The 17284-nt window shown below is 39.3% G+C and carries 15 protein-coding genes and 3 pseudogenes; 10 read left to right on the forward strand and 8 right to left on the reverse strand.

Features of this window, described 5'->3' with window-relative positions:
- Nucleotide 1 precedes the first annotated feature (1 nt).
- Together V8V91_RS13535 and V8V91_RS13540 are read left to right on the forward strand one after the other, a co-directional pair.
- Complete coding sequence (locus V8V91_RS13535; protein ID WP_373400560.1) at nucleotides 2-280, forward strand: nitroreductase family protein; 279 nt, start codon at nucleotides 2-4, stop codon at nucleotides 278-280.
- 49 nt (nucleotides 281-329) lie between these two features.
- The gene (locus V8V91_RS13540) at nucleotides 330-602 is read left to right on the forward strand and encodes a hypothetical protein (RefSeq protein ID WP_373400561.1); all 273 of its coding nucleotides are present in this window, start codon (nucleotides 330-332) and stop codon (nucleotides 600-602) included.
- 54 nt (nucleotides 603-656) lie between these two features.
- On the opposite strand, the gene V8V91_RS13545 is transcribed toward V8V91_RS13540, so the two are convergent.
- Nucleotides 657-1187, reverse strand: a complete 531-nt coding sequence (locus V8V91_RS13545; RefSeq protein WP_373400562.1) for a DinB family protein — start codon at nucleotides 1185-1187, stop codon at nucleotides 657-659.
- 76 nt (nucleotides 1188-1263) lie between these two features.
- On the opposite strand from V8V91_RS13545, the gene gldD reads away from it, so the two are divergent.
- Nucleotides 1264-1836, forward strand: coding sequence for a gliding motility lipoprotein GldD (gldD, locus tag V8V91_RS13550; RefSeq protein WP_373400563.1), 573 nt, complete (start codon nucleotides 1264-1266; stop codon nucleotides 1834-1836).
- Here the strand turns inward: gldD and V8V91_RS13555 are convergent, their stop codons facing one another.
- Nucleotides 1837-3612 (reverse strand): sodium:solute symporter family protein, encoded by a 1776-nt coding sequence (locus tag V8V91_RS13555; protein ID WP_373400564.1) that lies wholly within the window; start codon nucleotides 3610-3612, stop codon nucleotides 1837-1839. It abuts the gene before it with no gap.
- A 346-nt stretch (nucleotides 3613-3958) separates the two neighbouring features.
- Between V8V91_RS13555 and V8V91_RS13560 the strand changes: the two genes are divergently transcribed.
- From V8V91_RS13560 to recG, 4 genes and pseudogenes are all read left to right on the forward strand, one after another.
- Nucleotides 3959-5479, forward strand: coding sequence for a choice-of-anchor I family protein (locus V8V91_RS13560; RefSeq protein ID WP_373400566.1), 1521 nt, complete (start codon nucleotides 3959-3961; stop codon nucleotides 5477-5479).
- Nucleotides 5480-5570: 91 nt separating this feature from the next.
- The gene (locus tag V8V91_RS13565) at nucleotides 5571-5771 is read left to right on the forward strand and encodes a hypothetical protein (protein WP_373400567.1); all 201 of its coding nucleotides are present in this window, start codon (nucleotides 5571-5573) and stop codon (nucleotides 5769-5771) included.
- A 23-nt stretch (nucleotides 5772-5794) separates the two neighbouring features.
- Nucleotides 5795-6640, forward strand: coding sequence for a phosphotransferase enzyme family protein (locus V8V91_RS13570; protein ID WP_373400686.1), 846 nt, complete (start codon nucleotides 5795-5797; stop codon nucleotides 6638-6640).
- 78 nt (nucleotides 6641-6718) lie between these two features.
- A pseudogene (gene recG / locus V8V91_RS13575) lies at nucleotides 6719-8810 on the forward strand (ATP-dependent DNA helicase RecG).
- A gap of 8 nt (nucleotides 8811-8818) precedes the next feature.
- Here the strand turns inward: recG and V8V91_RS13580 are convergent.
- From V8V91_RS13580 to pdhA, 5 genes and pseudogenes are all read right to left on the reverse strand, one after another.
- Nucleotides 8819-9136, reverse strand: a pseudogene (locus V8V91_RS13580) (DUF6787 family protein); the annotation flags it as partial.
- Nucleotides 9137-9195: 59 nt separating this feature from the next.
- Nucleotides 9196-10515 carry an aspartate kinase gene (locus V8V91_RS13585; protein WP_373400568.1) on the reverse strand — a complete coding sequence of 440 codons (1320 nt, stop codon included), beginning with the start codon at nucleotides 10513-10515 and terminating at the stop codon, nucleotides 9196-9198.
- A gap of 122 nt (nucleotides 10516-10637) precedes the next feature.
- Nucleotides 10638-11114 (reverse strand): 6,7-dimethyl-8-ribityllumazine synthase, encoded by a 477-nt coding sequence (gene ribH, locus V8V91_RS13590; RefSeq protein WP_074225577.1) that lies wholly within the window; start codon nucleotides 11112-11114, stop codon nucleotides 10638-10640.
- An 81-nt stretch (nucleotides 11115-11195) separates the two neighbouring features.
- Nucleotides 11196-11909 (reverse strand): tetratricopeptide repeat protein, encoded by a 714-nt coding sequence (locus V8V91_RS13595; protein WP_074225578.1) that lies wholly within the window; start codon nucleotides 11907-11909, stop codon nucleotides 11196-11198.
- 113 nt (nucleotides 11910-12022) lie between these two features.
- Nucleotides 12023-13041, reverse strand: a pseudogene (gene pdhA, locus V8V91_RS13600) (pyruvate dehydrogenase (acetyl-transferring) E1 component subunit alpha).
- 91 nt (nucleotides 13042-13132) lie between these two features.
- On the opposite strand from pdhA, the gene V8V91_RS13605 reads away from it, so the two are divergent.
- The gene (locus tag V8V91_RS13605) at nucleotides 13133-14233 is read left to right on the forward strand and encodes a DNA replication/repair protein RecF (RefSeq protein WP_373400569.1); all 1101 of its coding nucleotides are present in this window, start codon (nucleotides 13133-13135) and stop codon (nucleotides 14231-14233) included.
- Nucleotides 14234-14258: 25 nt separating this feature from the next.
- Here the strand turns inward: V8V91_RS13605 and V8V91_RS13610 are convergent, their stop codons facing one another.
- Entirely contained in the window at nucleotides 14259-15164 is a 906-nt protein-coding gene (locus V8V91_RS13610; protein WP_373400570.1) for an NDP-sugar synthase, read from the reverse strand.
- 278 nt (nucleotides 15165-15442) lie between these two features.
- On the opposite strand from V8V91_RS13610, the gene V8V91_RS13615 reads away from it, so the two are divergent.
- Nucleotides 15443-15781 carry a P-II family nitrogen regulator gene (locus tag V8V91_RS13615; RefSeq protein WP_074225582.1) on the forward strand — a complete coding sequence of 113 codons (339 nt, stop codon included), beginning with the start codon at nucleotides 15443-15445 and terminating at the stop codon, nucleotides 15779-15781.
- A 31-nt stretch (nucleotides 15782-15812) separates the two neighbouring features.
- Entirely contained in the window at nucleotides 15813-17042 is a 1230-nt protein-coding gene (locus V8V91_RS13620) for an ammonium transporter (protein ID WP_373400571.1), read from the forward strand.
- The last annotated feature ends 242 nt before the right edge of the window (nucleotides 17043-17284 follow it).

The following is a 17284-nucleotide window of genomic DNA, read 5'->3' on the forward strand; positions in this document are numbered from 1 at the left end:
CATGCAAAGACCTGATTTCAATATAGAAGAAGTCAATAAAATCATTCGTGGACGAAGATCCATGTTTGTCGCTCAGTTTAAAGAAAATGATCCGATTGAGGACAGCATCATTGAAGAGATGTTGGAAAATGCCAGCTGGGCTCCTACCCATAAACTTACTCAGCCTTGGAGATTTATCGTCTATAAAGGAGAAGGATTAAAGACTTTTGGGAAATATCAAGCTGAACTTTATAAAAAAGAGCAGAAAAAATGGAACTCCATTTATAGAGGCCACCTATGAAAAATTTCTGAATAACCCCCAAAAAGCTTCTCATGTCATTGCAATTCTATTGAATCGATCTGAGGGAATTCCATTGATGGAAGAGATCTCTGCAGTAGCGATGGCTGTTCAAAACATGTATTTGACTGCTTCAGCTTATGGATTAGCAGGATATTGGGGCACGGGAGGCCCTACCTTTTGGCCAGAAGCTAGAGAGGATTTTGGATTGGAAGGAGAAGATATGCTGATGGGTTTCTTCTATGTAGCTAAACCAGCCACCGACCAATGGCCTGCTGGCAAAAGGGATACAATGGAAGATAAAGTTGCCTGGATTACAGAATAAAAAAGTAAAGGCAGATCCTCCGATCTGCCTTTACTTTTTTAAATGATCATAAATTTAGAACCCTACATAAGCAGGCGGTTCAGCACCTTGAACTCTAATATAAGCTACTGCTGATCCATTATGGTGTGAAGTATGATCCATCAATAATGCTGCAACTTGCCTTCTAGATACAGTATTACCAAAAACCTCTATTTTTTCACCAAGATCATCCGCAGATAATGCTGCTAAGGTTTTCTTCCCATAATCAAAGCATTTGCTTACATATTCAGCTAATTCTGCTCTACTTGCGGTTTCCAAATTGATTTCAAATCCCGGATCTGAACCTTTGAGAAACCCCTGAGAAATCCCAACAATTGCATTTCCAACGTGATGGATTTGCCCTTTGAAAGACATAGCCTTTGGGTCGGTTTTGTAATCCATCCCAGAATCAGGCATTTTATCTAAAATGGCAAGGGTATAATTCTTGGTGTTTTCCCATTTTACCATATACTCATCCATCGTAGTCTGTGCATTGACAACTACTGCTGTCAGCATCAAAAATGAAGCGAAAACCGCTCCTGCAAATAATCGTATTACTTTGTTCATGGAATAAAGAGTTTGTTTCTACTTTAAATTTCATCTATTCTCCCATCATTTCAAACCTATTGGCTAATTTTAAGCTATGCGAAAAATTCTTTTGTATATACCTATTTTGTTAGGACTTACGGCTTGTGAGGAATCCTACCTTCCAAAACCTCCAGGATATAACCGAATAGACTTACCTGCCCATAGTTTTCAAACTTTATCAAGTGGATATCCATATCAGTTGGAATTTTCGAAATACAGTCAGGTAGAAGCAGATTCCTTTAATATAGAGGAAGAAGAGTGGATCAACTTACACTATGCGGATTTTGGAGCAAAAGTCCATTTAACCTATAAGAAAATCGGAGATGGGGTGAGTTTCGAAAAGTTATCCAATGATGCGTTCAAATTAACTGCAAAGCATCAAGTGAAAGCCTATGGGATTCAGGAATCTGTCGCTCTTACGCCTGAAGGATATACTGGAGTCATCGCAGAGTTAACAGGAGAAGTTCCTACTCAATTTCAGTTTTTTGTGACCGACTCGACAAAAAACTTCTTAAGAGGCGCGCTGTATTTCAATACTGCGACAAAAAATGATTCACTCGCTCCTGTGATAGAATACATCAAGGTGGACATGGCCCACCTGATGAATTCCGTACAATTTCAAAATTGATTAATGGATACTTTTCCAGGATTTAATCAAAATAAATCCTCCTGCCACGGCAATTACCCCGGCAATAATTCCGCCCATTAGATTCCCATAGATAAAGAATCCGGTAGAGAATAATGCTGAATAAATCATGATCGTTCCGATCACCATCAAGCCAATTTCTTTTGGCAATTGGCCGATTACTTGCTTTTCAGCCGGATATCTATCTAATACTTTTTTCCAACCGAAAGCCGCTGGGGTAACCTTTCTATAGAAAGAAAGCAATACTTCGTCTTTCTCTGGCTGGGTAATGAAGGTTACGATCAACCAACCTACGGTCGTAATACTTACACTATAAATCAATTTGAGGTAAGCCTGATTTTCAGGAATCAAAATCCAGTTAACTTTTGGATTGATGACTTCAAAGAAGATCGCTACTACAAATGAAATCGCCATGGCGGATATTTCAGTGTACGCATTAATTCTCCACCAGAACCATCTTAGAATAAAGATCAAACCTGTTCCAGCACCAATCTGTAATAGTATATTGAATGCGTCTAATGCTGAGGATAATGCCAACGCTAAAATCGCTGAGAAGGTCATTAACAATACTGTAGAGATTCTTCCTACAGCTACTAGTTGCTTATCTGAAGCATCAGGCTTGACGAATCTTAAATAAAAATCATTTACCACATAGGATGATCCCCAATTCAAGTGAGTAGACAAGGTGGACATCACCGCTGCGATCAAAGAAGCCAGAACGATACCGATCAACCCGGTAGGTAGATAGGTCAACATTGCAGAATATGCTAAGTCATCTCCTAATTTATCAACTGGTATTTCTGGAAAGGCAGCCTGCAAATCCGAAATGTTTGGGAAGATTACCAAAGAAGATAAAGCAATTAAAATCCAAGGCCATGGTCTCATGGCATAATGGGCAATATTAAAGAACAAGGTAGCCCCAATCGCATTTTTCTCATCCTTGGCAGATAGCATACGCTGAGCGATGTACCCTCCTCCTCCAGGCTCAGCACCTGGATACCAAGTAGCCCACCATTGAATGGCAATTGGCATGATAAACAATGGTATATAGACATTAGGATCTGAAAACTCAGGAAGGAAATTTAATTTATCAGCAACATTTTCATGGGCTAACAAATTATTTAAGGACCCGATTTCAGGGAGATCCAAAATAAAATATGCCGCTCCAAAGGAACCGATCATCGCGATAAAGAACTGGAAAAAATCGGTAAGTAATACTCCTTTAAGTCCGCCTAAGGAACTGTAAATCACCGTCACAATGGATGCAATTAATAAGGTCTGAATTGGACTTAACCCAAGCATAACCCCACCAATTTTAATAGCTGCAAGAGAAACTGTTGCCATGATCACTACATTGAAAAACACCCCGAGGTAAATGGCACGGAATGCTCTCAAAAATGCAGCGCCTTTACCGGCGTATCTTAATTCATAAAACTCCAAGTCTGTAGTAACCTCTGATCTTCTCCACAACTTGGCATACACAAAAACAGTAAGCATCCCAGTCAAAAGGAAAGCCCACCATGCCCAGTTACCTGCGACTCCATTCTTTCTGACAATATCAGTTACCAAATTTGGAGTATCTGCAGAAAAGGTAGTGGCAACCATAGAAACACCTAATAGCCACCAAGGCATGTTTCTACCTGAAAGGAAGAATTCTTTTGCAGAGCTTCCCGCTTTTTTGGCAGTGAAAAGACCAATTAACAGTGAGATCACAAAGAAGGCGGCTATAATGCCCCAATCAATGGCGGTTACATTCATAATGATGGGTTTTGAAACTCAATTTCTCTCATTTTTTTCATAAATGAGAAAGACTTTATTAATATTTTTTACTAATGTATTTATTTTTTTTAATCTGATAATAATATTCGCATGATTTAGCGGTAAAAATGAAAATCAAAGCCAAATCCGAAGGTAAAGAATTGGATTGGCAGAAGGATCTATGCTCTTTCCATGATTCCAATTTATTAACCATAAGCTAAGTCCATATTATGGAATCCTAAATTTTTTGAAGATTTTTTAAAGTAATCATAATCAACAAGTAAGTGCAATCCCCTCACAAGTAAGTAATTTAATTCTCTAAAGTTTTAAATAACATTTATAAAAAATGAGAAAGTTTTACTTAGTATTTTTAATTGGAGTATTAGCCTCCAGTTGTAGAGAGAGGATTTCTTCTCCAGGTCCAGTTAGCCTCACTTTTGATGAAATCAGTAGCTTAAAAGTTGGAGGAGAAGCAGCGGCTGAAATCACTACTTATGATCCCATTACCCAAAAACTATTCGTAGTAAACAATAGTGATGGCCTTTCGCAAGTGGATGTAATTGATTTTTCAGATCCGGTAAACCCAACTTTACTAAGTCCAATTGACATCACTCCTTTTGGAGGTGGTCTTAATTCGGTCGCAGTAAAAAATGGAATGCTTGCCATTGCGATTGAAGCCAAAACCAAAACGGATCCAGGCACCATCGTGGTATTCGAAACTTCTAATTTATTGGCCCCAGTTGCTAATTTGACGGTTGGCGCACTTCCAGACATGGTTGCGTTTAGTCCTGATGGCCGCTACATAGTATCCGCCAATGAAGGGGAGCCAAATGATGATTATGATATTGACCCAGAAGGTTCCATCTCAATTATCGATACTCAAAAAGGATTTGAAGTGATTACACTCGGCTTTGAATCTTTCGAAAATCAACGTGCTGAGTTAGAGGCTAAGGGTTTTAGGATTTTTGGACCCAATGCTACATTTGCTCAAGATATAGAGCCAGAATATGTGACAATCGACCCCTCTTCTGATTTTGCCTGGGTAACCTTACAGGAAAATAATGGAATCGCAAAAGTGGACCTGAATAATAAAATGATTACTGATATTTTTCCTATGGGATTGAAAGACCATATGCTTTCAGGAAATGAAATTGATGTGAGTGATCGAGATGGAATCTCAGGAAATTTCCAAAATTGGCCTTTGTTATCATTTTACATGCCTGATGCCATTGAAACTTTCCAAGTCGGAAATAACAATTTCTTAATCACGGCGAATGAAGGCGACACTAGAGATTATGACGGATTCAGTGAAGAAGAAAGGATTAAAGACTTAGACTTGGACCCTGTCGCTTTTCCAAATGCTGAATGGCTTCAGGAAGACGAAAATATGGGTAGGCTAACCATTACAACGAGTCAAGGTGATATAGACCAAGATGGAGATTATGATGTCCTTTTTGGGATCGGAGGAAGGTCTTTTTCCATTTGGAATGGAAGTACTGGAGAATTGGTAAGAGATTATAATAGGCTGGAAAAAGATTTAATCTCCGCCCAACCTAATCTTTATGATGATGGAAGAAGTGATAACAAAGGGGTAGAGGCAGAAGGAATCGAAATCGGTGAAATAAGAGGAAAAACCATCGTCTTTGTAGGTCTGGAAAGATCAGATGCAATAATGGTCTATCAAATAAATGGTGCTGCAGGTTTACAACTTCTTCAGGTTTTGGATGGAATTACTAGACCTGGAGACACAGGACATGATGCTCCGGAAGGATTGCTGTTTATTCCAGCTGAAGAAAGTCCAAATGGAAGGCCACTATTTATTGTGAGTTCTGAAGATGATGGAAAAATTACTGTCTATCAGAATTAATTTTATAATTAAATTGAAGAAAAGCCGACCGAATGGTCGGCTTTTCTAATTCTCATCTTTTTAATTTTTGAAGAAGGGCTAGCTTTGCAAAATGAATAATGAGCAAATCGCAGCTATCTTAAATCAATACGATTTCTTAAAAGGAACAGCGTTCTCTTTCAAAACTTTTGGTTCAGGACTCATTCATGGAACCTTTTTGGTTCAAACTCCGGAGTCAAAGTTCATTTTACAAGAATTCAACAATTCTGTTTTTGGTACCCTGAACGTATTGCCCACAACCATTGGATTTTAGGCGAACAAGGAAACGTAAATGAACTGCCTTTTGCCTTACCTTTACCTCGTTTGAACGAATCTAGAGATTCACTCACCAAGTTTGAAAACAAGCTGTTTAGACTATTTGATTTTGTCAATGGAGAAACACTACAAGAGATTCAAAAGTCTGAACAGGCCTATTTAGCAGCTAAAGCCTATGGTGTTTTTGCCAGTTGGGCTAAAGATATTGATGCCCATCAAATGCAAGAGTCTATTCCTAGATTCCATCAGTTGGATTGGAGATTCGAGAATTTGGAAAAAGCAGCCAAAGAAGCGAATATCTTATCGCCTGAGGAACAAGAAGTACTCAATTTCTATTTATTACAAAAGCCCCTGGTTGAAAAGTATCTGGAATTCCAAGCTTCCTGTCCACTTAGAATTACACATAATGACACTAAAATCAACAACCTTATTTTTTCAGAAGATTTAGAATCCATTGCCGCAGTTATTGATTTGGATACCTTGATGGGAGGATTACTGCTATATGATTTTGGAGACTTGGTAAGAACAGTCGCTTGCTCAGAAGTCGAAACCAGCCAAAACTGGGATCAATTGAGCCTTCGACCTGCCATTTTTGAAGAGTTATTAAAAGGCTATTGGGAAGGGATTTCAGAGATAGCATCCAAAGAAGAAGCAAAATCACTATTAATTGCAGGAGAGGTTATGACCTGCATCATGGGATTGCGGTTTTTGACGGACCACTTACAAGGAAATGTATATTATAAAGTTCAATACCCAGAGCAAAACTTTCATAGAGCAAAAAACCAGATGATCTACCTTAAAAGTCAGCAAGATCATGCTGAAGAGATCAAATCTTTATGGAATAAAATTACTGGCCTAAAAAATTGATCTGGACATTTCCTGTCATTTCAGTTGGCAATTGAATAGTCTACGATTAATTTGCCAGCTTCCTAACCATCCAAAAACTTGCCTGGTATTTTTGACACAAAAATAGAATTCCTAAAAGGAGTAGGTCCTCAACGTGCCGCTCTCCTAAATAAGGAATTGGCGATTTTCACTTATGGAGAACTGATTCAACATTACCCATTCAGGTATGAGGATAGAACCCGATTTTTAAAATAAGAGAACTCAACCCAGACGTAGAAAATGTCCAAGTGATCGCCAAAATCAAGAAGATCGAACTGATCGGCATGGGGAATAAACGGAGGTTGGTCGCCCAGGTATTTGATGAAACTGGCGAAATGGAAATGACCTGGTTTAAAGGAATCCAATGGGTTCAGAAAAAACTTCCTGCCGGGGCAGTGTATGTATTCTTTGGAAAACCAGCACGATTTGGGAGTAAATGGAGTATTGCACATCCTGAAATGGAACCTCTTAGCTCAGCCAATGAGCAGCGAAATAATTTCCAACCTGTCTATTCTACTACCGAAAAACTACGAGCCCGATTTTTAGATTCGAAAGGCATATCCAAAATCATGGAATCACTCGTACAGGCCTGTCTGCCTCATATCCATGAAACCATGCCAGCTAAACTCCTCCAGCAATACCAGTTGATTGATAAAAAAGAAGCTATTCGACAAATTCACTTTCCTACCCAACCTGAATTACTTCATCGGGCGAGGAAAAGGCTGAAGTTTGAAGAATTCTTTTTCCTTCAACTACGATTGTTATTGATGAAGGTCACCAGAACAGAAAAGTTTAAAGGACAATCATTAGGCAATACTGAGTTACTGACTGAATTTTATAAAAAACACATCCCCTTTGAGCTCACCAATGCTCAAAAGCGGGTAATTCGAGAATCATTTACCGATATGAAATCAGGCACTCAAATGAATCGATTAATTCAAGGGGATGTAGGCAGTGGAAAAACCATGGTGGCATTTATCTGCATGCTCATAGCAATTGGTTCGGGTGCTCAGGCATGTTTGATGGCTCCCACGGAAATCCTTGCCAACCAACATTATGAAGGCTTGAAGGAGTTTGCGGATATGATGGATTTGGAGATTGAAATCCTAACAGGATCAGTCAAGAAATCCAAGCGTAAAATCATCCATGAAAAGCTACTTTCTGGGGAATTGAAGATCCTTATAGGAACACATGCGCTACTAGAAGATATAGTGCAATTCCAAAACCTAGGTCTGGCAATCGTAGACGAGCAGCATCGATTCGGCGTGGCGCAACGTGCCAAATTGTGGGCTAAAAACAGAGAGTATATACCTCATGTATTGGTCATGACTGCAACTCCAATTCCTAGGACCCTGGCCATGACTTTATATGGTGATTTAGATGTGTCAGTCATCGATGAACTACCTGCCGGAAGGAAACCTATCCAAACAGTCCATCGCTATGATAAGGACCGATTGAAAGTCTTTGGGTTTATCAATGAGGAGATTAAAAAAGGGAGACAGGTTTATATAGTTTACCCACTAATCGAAGAATCTGAGAGCCTCAATCTTAAAAACTTAATGGATGGCTACGAAAGTATTGCAAGGGCATTTCCCCAATACCCATTGAGTATCGTCCATGGTAGCATGAAATCCGAGGACAAGGATTATGAAATGCAGCGTTTTGTTAAGGGGGAAACAAAAATCATGGTTGCTACCACGGTCATAGAAGTTGGGGTGAACGTTCCCAATGCCTCAGTAATGATCATTGAGAATGCGGAGCGGTTTGGACTGTCCCAGCTTCACCAATTGAGAGGAAGAGTAGGAAGGGGTGCAGAACAGAGCTATTGCATCTTGATGAGTAAATATGAGCTTTCCAAAGAAGGCAGAATCCGCTTAGAGACCATGGTAAGAACCAATGACGGATTTGAAATCGCAGACGTAGATTTAAAATTACGAGGACCGGGAGATTTGATGGGCACACAACAAAGTGGAATTACCGACCTTCTGATTGCTGACCTTAGTAAGGATGCTCCAATATTAACTTTAGCTAGAGAGGCCGCACAACAATTATTAGCAGAAGATCCTCATTTGAACTCAACTGAAAATGCTCCGGTCCTACGACAGGTAAAACAACAAAAAAGACCGCAGTAAACTGGAGTCGGATATCTTGATTATTTTTCTTGGAAAACAGACTACCGATTCTTCTAAAGATCTGCTTTTCCTTTTCCCAAAAAAAATTAAACTGACCAAATAGAAACCCATATACCAATAGGAAAATCTGATATAGAGGCAAAACCAACAATAAGTAAAGTAGGGTATTGACAAAGCCACCTTTTTCTACCCCAAAAAAATCAAGAATAGGATCTTTGATGAAAAGTATGGTAAATCCAGTGCAGGCAAATACTACCAAAACCAGGACGACTTGAAAAACCGAATCCAACTTCCATTTTGTTTGAAGTCTTTGAAGAAATCCTGGACGGCTTTTTGGTTTTGGCATACCCAAAAGTAATAAGAATCATTCTAAAGAAAATAACCGGCACAAGGCCGGTTATCGAATTACCAGGAAAATAATCCTGTATTTAGTTTTTGTAATGCCTCGTTTTTGAATTTTGCATCAATCAATAAAGATACATTGTGTCTACTTCCTCCATAAGATACCATTCTCACTGGGATATCTTCCAAGGCATCCATCACAGATTTGATCACTCCCTTGGTCTCGGAAATCTCATTACCAACAATACATACAATTGCTTGATTTCTATCTACTTCCACAGATCCCAAGGCTTCTAATTCAGCTGTAATTTGCCCCAAATGACTTAAATCATCAATGGTAACCGAAACAGCCACCTCTGAAGTAGTAATCATGTCGATTGGGGTTTTGTATTTCTCAAAAATTTCAAATATTCTTCTCAAAAAACCATAAGCCAATAACATTCGACTGGATTTGATTTTTACCGCTGTAATCCCATCCTTCGCTGCGATTGCTTTAACTCCAATAGCATCTACTTCTGCTTTGATCAATGTACCATGGGCTTGAGGCTGCATGGTATTGAGTAATTTCACAGGTACATTATAAAGTTGAGCAGGCCAGATGGAGGCAGGGTGAAGTATTTTGGCTCCGAAATAAGCCAACTCTGCTGCTTCATCAAATGAAAGCTCCGCAATTGGACGAGTCTGGTCCACAATTCTTGGATCATTATTGTGCATCCCATCGATATCTGTCCAAATCTCACATGCTGAAGCCTGAATTGCCGCAGCGATCAAAGATGCAGTATAGTCACTCCCTCCACGCTTCAGGTTATCAACCTCATTTCTGTGATTCTTACAGATATACCCTTGCGTCACTAAAAGCTTTGTATCCCCAAACTCAGCTAAAATTGCTTTTAGCTTTTCTGAAATCTTTCCGAGTTCAGGCTCCGAATTTTCATCAATGCTCATAAAATCGAGCGCCGGAAGAAATACCGCAGGTATCTCCAATTCTTCCAAAAGAGTATAAAACAACTTAGTAGAAAGCAGTTCTCCTTGAGCCAAGATATCTCTATTTATCGCTTCATTAAATGAAATTTTCAATAGAATATTCAAAAACTCAAAATGCTCCTTGATAATCCCCTCTGCTTTTGTTCGAGCTGAATCAGACTGAAGCAACTCCTTGTAGAACACTAAGTAATGGGCATGAAGGGAATCTATTCTCTCCTTGGCCAAAGCTTTATCGGCATCTGCTAATGCTTCTCCAATCCCCACCAAGGCATTGGTGGTTCCGGAAAGTGCAGAAAGAACTACGATGGTGGGCTCATCACCAGAGGTAACCAGGTCTTTCACCTGATGCATTCGCTCGGGTCGACCTACTGAGGTCCCACCGAATTTCATGATTTTCATGTGTTTTAATAGATTTTAATGGTCAAATGAAATCTCACATTATTACTATTCGATTCAGTCAGGAAGACTTAAATCATGCTCGATTTCATCAAGGGTAAATTGTATAGGTTTGAAAGCGTAATTTAAAATCCGAGCATTTTTACAGCAGTAATCGCTGCCTCATCTCCTTTGTTGCCATGTTTTCCCCCTGCACGATCCAAAGCCTGTTGCTGTGTATTAGGAGTCAATACACCAAAAATCACAGGTTTATTATACTTCAGACTGACATTGGTGATTCCATGTGCTACTGCATCACAAATAAAATCGAAGTGTTTGGTCTCACCTTGGATCACACAACCCAAGCATATTACCGCATCAATACTTTCTTCTTGCGCCAACCATTGAGCTGCTAAAGAGAGTTCAAATGAACCGGGAACGTTCTTACGGATAATGTTTTCTTTTTTTGCACCATTATCTAATAAGGTTTGTAATGCACCAATGTAAAGTGCCTCCGTAACTTCCTCATTCCATTCGGAAACAATAATGCCAAATGTTTTTGTACTGATATCGGTGATATTCTTTGAAGAATGGTCGCTTAGGCTTTTTAAAGAAGTTGCCATATGTTAATTTTTAAATTTTTAAACAAAAAAAGAGTAAGACTTTTGGTCTTACTCTTCTCTATTATGCTTTTTAAAGCAGCATTATTGAGCAGCAAGACCCTCTAATCGTGCCTTGTGTTTTCGTGCTGCAGAAAATTCGTATGATTCAAAATACTTTTCTTCAATCTCTCCATATGCATCAATTGCATTTTGGATTTGACCCGCCTCTTCATAAGCGATTGCCAACTTCATCAAATACTTAGGAGTGAAGAATTTGTTAGGCTCATAAGATGCCGCTTTTTCAAAGAAAGAAATTGCTTGCTCATTATTTCCAAGTTCCAAATGGGCATCACCCAAAAGCGAATAGGCTTGTCCTTGCATCAAATAGTCATCTGCTGAGAACTGCTCCAATTCTGTGATTGCTTCCTGAAACTTTCTTTCTGAAAGGTAAATGGAACCAATGTAGAAATGTGCAAGATTCGCTGCGTCAGTTCTTGGATATTCTTCTACGATAGACAAGAAGCCGGAATTAATTCCATCGCCATTTAAAGCAAAATCCACAGAATCTTGCTCAAAATAATAAACTGCTTGGAACATTTCTGCCTGAGCAGCCTTGTTTTGGTTTTGGGTATTGAATTGGAAAAACAGAATTCCACCAATCAAAATAATCGCTGCGGCTAGTACGCCTCCCAATACTTTACTGTTTTTCTTTAAAAAAGCTTCGCCTTGACCAAGTCTTTCTGCCAGTTCTTCTGGATTCTCCAAAATATCTGACTGATGGTGAGGTTGTGCTTTATTAGATTGTTTCGTTGCCATGATACTCAAATTTCGACCGCAAATATACGCTTTTTATGAATTACACAAAGTCAAATAAAAAAGCCACGAAGCATTTGTAACTTCATGGCTTTCTGAACAATGCTTTTTTCTATTTATTCCATCACAAATGGATAGTCTTCCTGAACATAAACGTCCTTGAAAGCATCCATTCCGTCAGGCCAAGGGGACTCTTCAGCGAATTTCACTGCATCCGTTACTTTTTTCTTTACTTTATCAACTATTTCAGAAATTTCTTCTTCGGTCAAAATTTTATTTTCCTTGATAGTAGATAAAACTTGTTCGATAGGATCACGCTTCTTGTATTCCTCCACCTCTTCTTTGGTTCTGTATTTCTGAGGATCAGACATAGAGTGACCTTTATAACGATAGGTTCTCATTTCTAACAAAGTCGGTCCATCCCCTCTTCTTGCTCTTTCTGCAGCTTCCGCAACCGCCTCATGAACCGCCTCTACATTCATTCCGTCTACTGCAAAGGATGGCATGTCATAAGATTCTCCCAAAGTAGATAAATCATCCACATTAGAAGATCTCTTAACAGCAGTCCCCATGGCATACCCGTTATTTTCAATTACAAAAATAACTGGGGTCTTATACAACATCGCCAAGTTTAAGGCCTCGTGGAAGGCTCCTTGACGTACTGCACCATCTCCCATATAGGTAATGCAAAGGTTTTTGGTACCATTATATTTTTCAGCGAAGCCAATCCCTAGTCCCATAGGAACTTGCGCACCTACGATACCATGACCTCCCATGAAATTTCTTTCCTTATCAAAAATGTGCATGGATCCACCTTTACCCTTGGTAGTACCTGTTGCTTTTCCAAAAGTTCTGCCATCACCGCACCTGGGTCTGTACCCAAACCTAGTGGATGCGCATGACAACGGTAAGCAGTGATCCACTTATCGTCTTTCGTCAAGGCTGTGATTGCACCGGAAGCACAAGCCTCCTGCCCAATATATAAATGACAGAATCCTCTAATTTTTTGCTGACCGTAAAGTTGTCCTGCTTTTTCTTCGAACCTCCTCATTAAGAGCATGCTCTCATACCAATAAGCGTAGGTTTCTTTCGAATATTTTACTTTAGACTTAGTCGCTGCAGTTTTCTTTGCCATATCGTAATGATCAAAATATGCTATTTTAGGCCTCAAATATAATCATCCCGACCTAAAAATCAGGCTGCCGCCAAAATAATTCATCAAACTCATGTACCTCAAGTCGCTGGAGCTATTACAATTCAAAAATCATGAGAAGACCAAATTGGAGTTTTCACCACAGATAAATTGTATCGTAGGATTGAATGGAAGTGGTAAAACCAACATTCTTGATGGAATTCATTACCTCTCCCTTACCAAAAGTGCGGTTCAATCAAGCGATAGCCTCAACGTTCAGCATGAAAAAGATTTTTTTGCGATTAAAGGGAATTTCGAACTTTCCCAAAAACCTTTGGAAGTTCGCTGTACGGTAGAATTAGGAAAAAAGAAACTCATCTATCAAAATGGAAAAGCCTTGGATAAAACCTCTGAACATGTAGGTTTGATTCCTCTCGTCTTGATCGCACCAGACGATACGGATTTAATTAAAGGAGGAAGCGAGGGGCGAAGGAAATTTTTTGATGGATTGTTATCTCAACTTGACCGAAGTTACTTAGATCAGTTGATTCGATATCACCATTTCTTAAAACAGCGGAATGCTTTGTTGAAAAAATTCGCAGAAACAGGAAGAAGGGATTTCACGCTATTGGAAGGCTATGACACAGAATTAATTGAGCTCAGTATCATCTTATCCAAAAGGAGAAATGAGCTATTAGATGAAGTAGCTCCTTTGCTACAAAGTCACTATGCAGATATCTCCCAAGGACAAGAACTGGTCAGCATAGAGTATGACACCCAAGCCATACAAACAGATTTCGAAGCCTATTTCAAAAGTCAAAGGAAGAAAGACCTCGTTACCAAAAACTCCAATGCGGGAATTCATAAAGATGATTTCAAATTCCAAATTGGGGAACACCCAATCCGTAAAATTGGAAGCCAGGGTCAGCAAAAATCCTTTATCATATCCTTAAAGCTCGCCCAATTCAAAATTTTCGAAAAAGCGAAAGGCGAAAAGCCCATCCTTTTATTAGATGATATTTTTGATAAGCTGGATGATTTAAGAATTGCCAAAATGATGGAATTGATTTCGCATCACACATTTGGACAAATATTCTTGACAGATGCAAGACCAGAGAGGTCCAAAAATATCTTAAGTGAGCTAGATTCCGAGGTGTTTTATTTCTCCTTAAAAGCAGGAAAAATAGAAGCATAAAAAAAGAGGCCGAAGCCTCTTTCAATTATTTCCACAAGTTTGCTGGATACGCACCTTCTGCATGAAGCTTCTTCAATGCTTCAATAACGACAGGCCGATCATCCGTGTAGGTTACTCCAAACCAAACTTTTCCTCCTTTTAAAATTTCGAAAGCAGACTTACCGGATTGAATCAAGTTATTTGCTACCGTAGGAATATAAAATTCAGATTTCAAATTATCGAGGTTAGCCGGAAGGAACTCATTCCACATTTCTTCAATATCTTGGAATACCTCCTGATGGAAGCCCCAAAAATTCATACTCACAGGTGTATCTTCTGCAATTTCCAACACTTCATTTTCTCCTCTACTCACAATCTTTTCCCCTTCTCGAGCGATGGAAGTTCTCTCTACCATCCCAATCAACTGCCCTTTTTCATTGGTATCACATACTCCACGACTCACGGTACCATTCTCAGAAAGTACATTTTGAATGGCATAACCCACCATTGCATTCAAATCAGGTTTCACCTCAGTGGACAAAAATTTCCCAACCTCCACAAAGGCCTCTCGACCATAAAAATCATCCGCATTAATCACCGCAAAAGGCTCTTTGATGGCGTCTTTTGCACATAAAACTGCGTGGGCTGTTCCAAATGGTTTTTTTCTCCCTTCTTGTTTCAATTCAACAGGCACAAAGCTATCCAAAGTTTGAACCACAAAATCCAGTTCAATTTTACCTGCCATTTTTGGAACAAACATTTCTTTTGCCTCCTCCAAAATCTCATCCCTTACGATAAATACCACTTTACCAAATCCTGCCTGAATGGCATCGTAAATAGAATATTCTAAAATAGTTTCACCATTAGGCCCAAATCCATCGATTTGCTTATTCCCACCATAACGGCTCCCCATACCGGCAGCTAATACTAAAAGTGTTGGTTTCTGATTCATAGTTTCTCGTTAATAAGGCAGCAAAATTAAATTTTTATTGTTTGGACACAAACTTTATAAATCTACCTTTTCCATTCTTCTGGGTATATTAGAAACCATGCTGCATAGCAAATCATAGAAACAAACCCCTTTTAGGGTATTATGAAAACCCCTACTTTATTTTTTTGTGCTTTTTATCAGAGGAGAGGTTATTTTTTTAACCAGCATTTGAAATTGATTTAATTTTTCTATTACCTTCATGCCAAAATTTCAATAAACCACCAAACCCATTGTGAAATATGAAAAAAATAGAGGCGATTATTCGAACATCTCGATTTGATCAGATTCATTCATGCGTTGCTGCATTGGGAGTTAAGTTCCTCACCTTTTATGAGGTAAAAGGGATGGGCTTAGAACATGCCCGTCAACAAACCTACCGTGGGGTAGCTTATGAACCTGCTTATATCCCGAGAACAAAGCTTGAAATCGTAACAGTCGAAGAACTGGTCGAGCCAGTCATCAATTGCATCCTTTCCGAAGGAAAAACCGGAGAAATCGGTGATGGAAAAATCTTTGTCTATGATGTTTTGGAGGCCTATAGAATCAGAAACACAGACAAAGGAGAGCAAGCCCTATAATTTTCAATTTCACTAAAGACTTATCAAACCTATGCAAGAATTATTTACCGTCAATAACCTATGGATGATGGTAGCCACTACGATGGTTTTCATCATGCACTTGGGATTTGCCAGTTTGGAAGCTGGATTGACCCGTGCAAAAAACACTGTAAACATTCTTTTTAAAAACACCATTATCCCTGCTATTGGGCTTTTAACTTACGCTTTTGTAGGGTTTAACCTCATGTATCCAGGAGCTGATTTTGCAGGATCTTTCTTTGGATTTGCGGGATTTGGATTACCTCTACCTGAAGGCTGGGATTCCAGCAATTACAATGAAGGATATACTTTCTTCACCGATTTTATCTTCCAGGCAATGTTTGCTGCCACAGCGGCCACCATAGTTTCTGGAGCTGTAGCTGAGCGCGTGAAATTGGGTCCTTTTATCTTTTTCTCTATCCTTTATGTGGCGATTTGCTACCCAATCGTAGGGATGTGGAAATGGGGAGGTGGATTCTTAGACGCACTAGACACTTCATTTTATGACTTTGCAGGGTCAACTATTGTTCACTCCGTAGGAGGATGGGGAGCTTTGGTAGGAGCTTATTTATTAGGCCCAAGAATTGGGAAATACACAGAAAGAGGGATGACTGCAATTCCAGGACATAACATCCCAATGGCTACAGCAGGAGTCTTTTTATTGTGGTTTGGATGGTTTGGATTCAACGGTGGGTCTGTATTAAGTGCTGATCCAGGTTTGGTTTCAAAGGTATTTGTGACCACCTGTATTGCAGCTTCAGCCGGAGCATTTGGGGCACTTATTGTATCCTATTTGAAATTTAAGTCCTATGATATTACCATGGTACTAAATGGTATCCTTGCTGGATTAGTAGGAATCACTGCTGGTGCAGACCAAATGGGAGTAGGAGAATCTGCTATTATTGGATTTATAGGAGGAGGATTGATTGTCTTTGCAGTGGTCTTCTTTGACAAAGTCAAAATAGACGATCCAGTAGGAGCAATCTCGGTTCACTTAGTTGGTGGAATCTGGGGAACTTTAGCTGTTGGAATCTTCGGAGATTTAGCAGGAATGGGACAATTCATTTCTCAGCTGATTGGAGTTGCTTCAGTAGGTGTGTTCTGTGTATTGTTTAGCTGGATTATATTCTTCACTTTGAAGAAAACGATTGGAATCCGAGTAGATGAAAAAGAAGAAACTGAAGGTTTGGATATCAATGAGCATTCCATGAGTGCTTATCCTGACTTTAACATAAAAGATTAAAAATAATAACTACCACCAACCAAGAAAAAGCCCCGAACCTTCATTGGAACGGGGCTTTTGCAATTCTTAAATGGGTTGAAAGTATCGATTCAGGGTATTTTGATGAATTTTACCGAACATCTCGTAACACCAGTCTTTAAATTCTTCTATTTCTGATGGTAAAATAAGCTTAAGGCCTTTCTTCAGTTCTCGTTCAAATAAATACGCGCTGAAGCTAACTTTTTGCAGAATGGTCTTCACAT

Source organism: Algoriphagus halophilus (assembly GCF_041729275.1).
Classification (GTDB): domain Bacteria; phylum Bacteroidota; class Bacteroidia; order Cytophagales; family Cyclobacteriaceae; genus Algoriphagus; species Algoriphagus halophilus_A.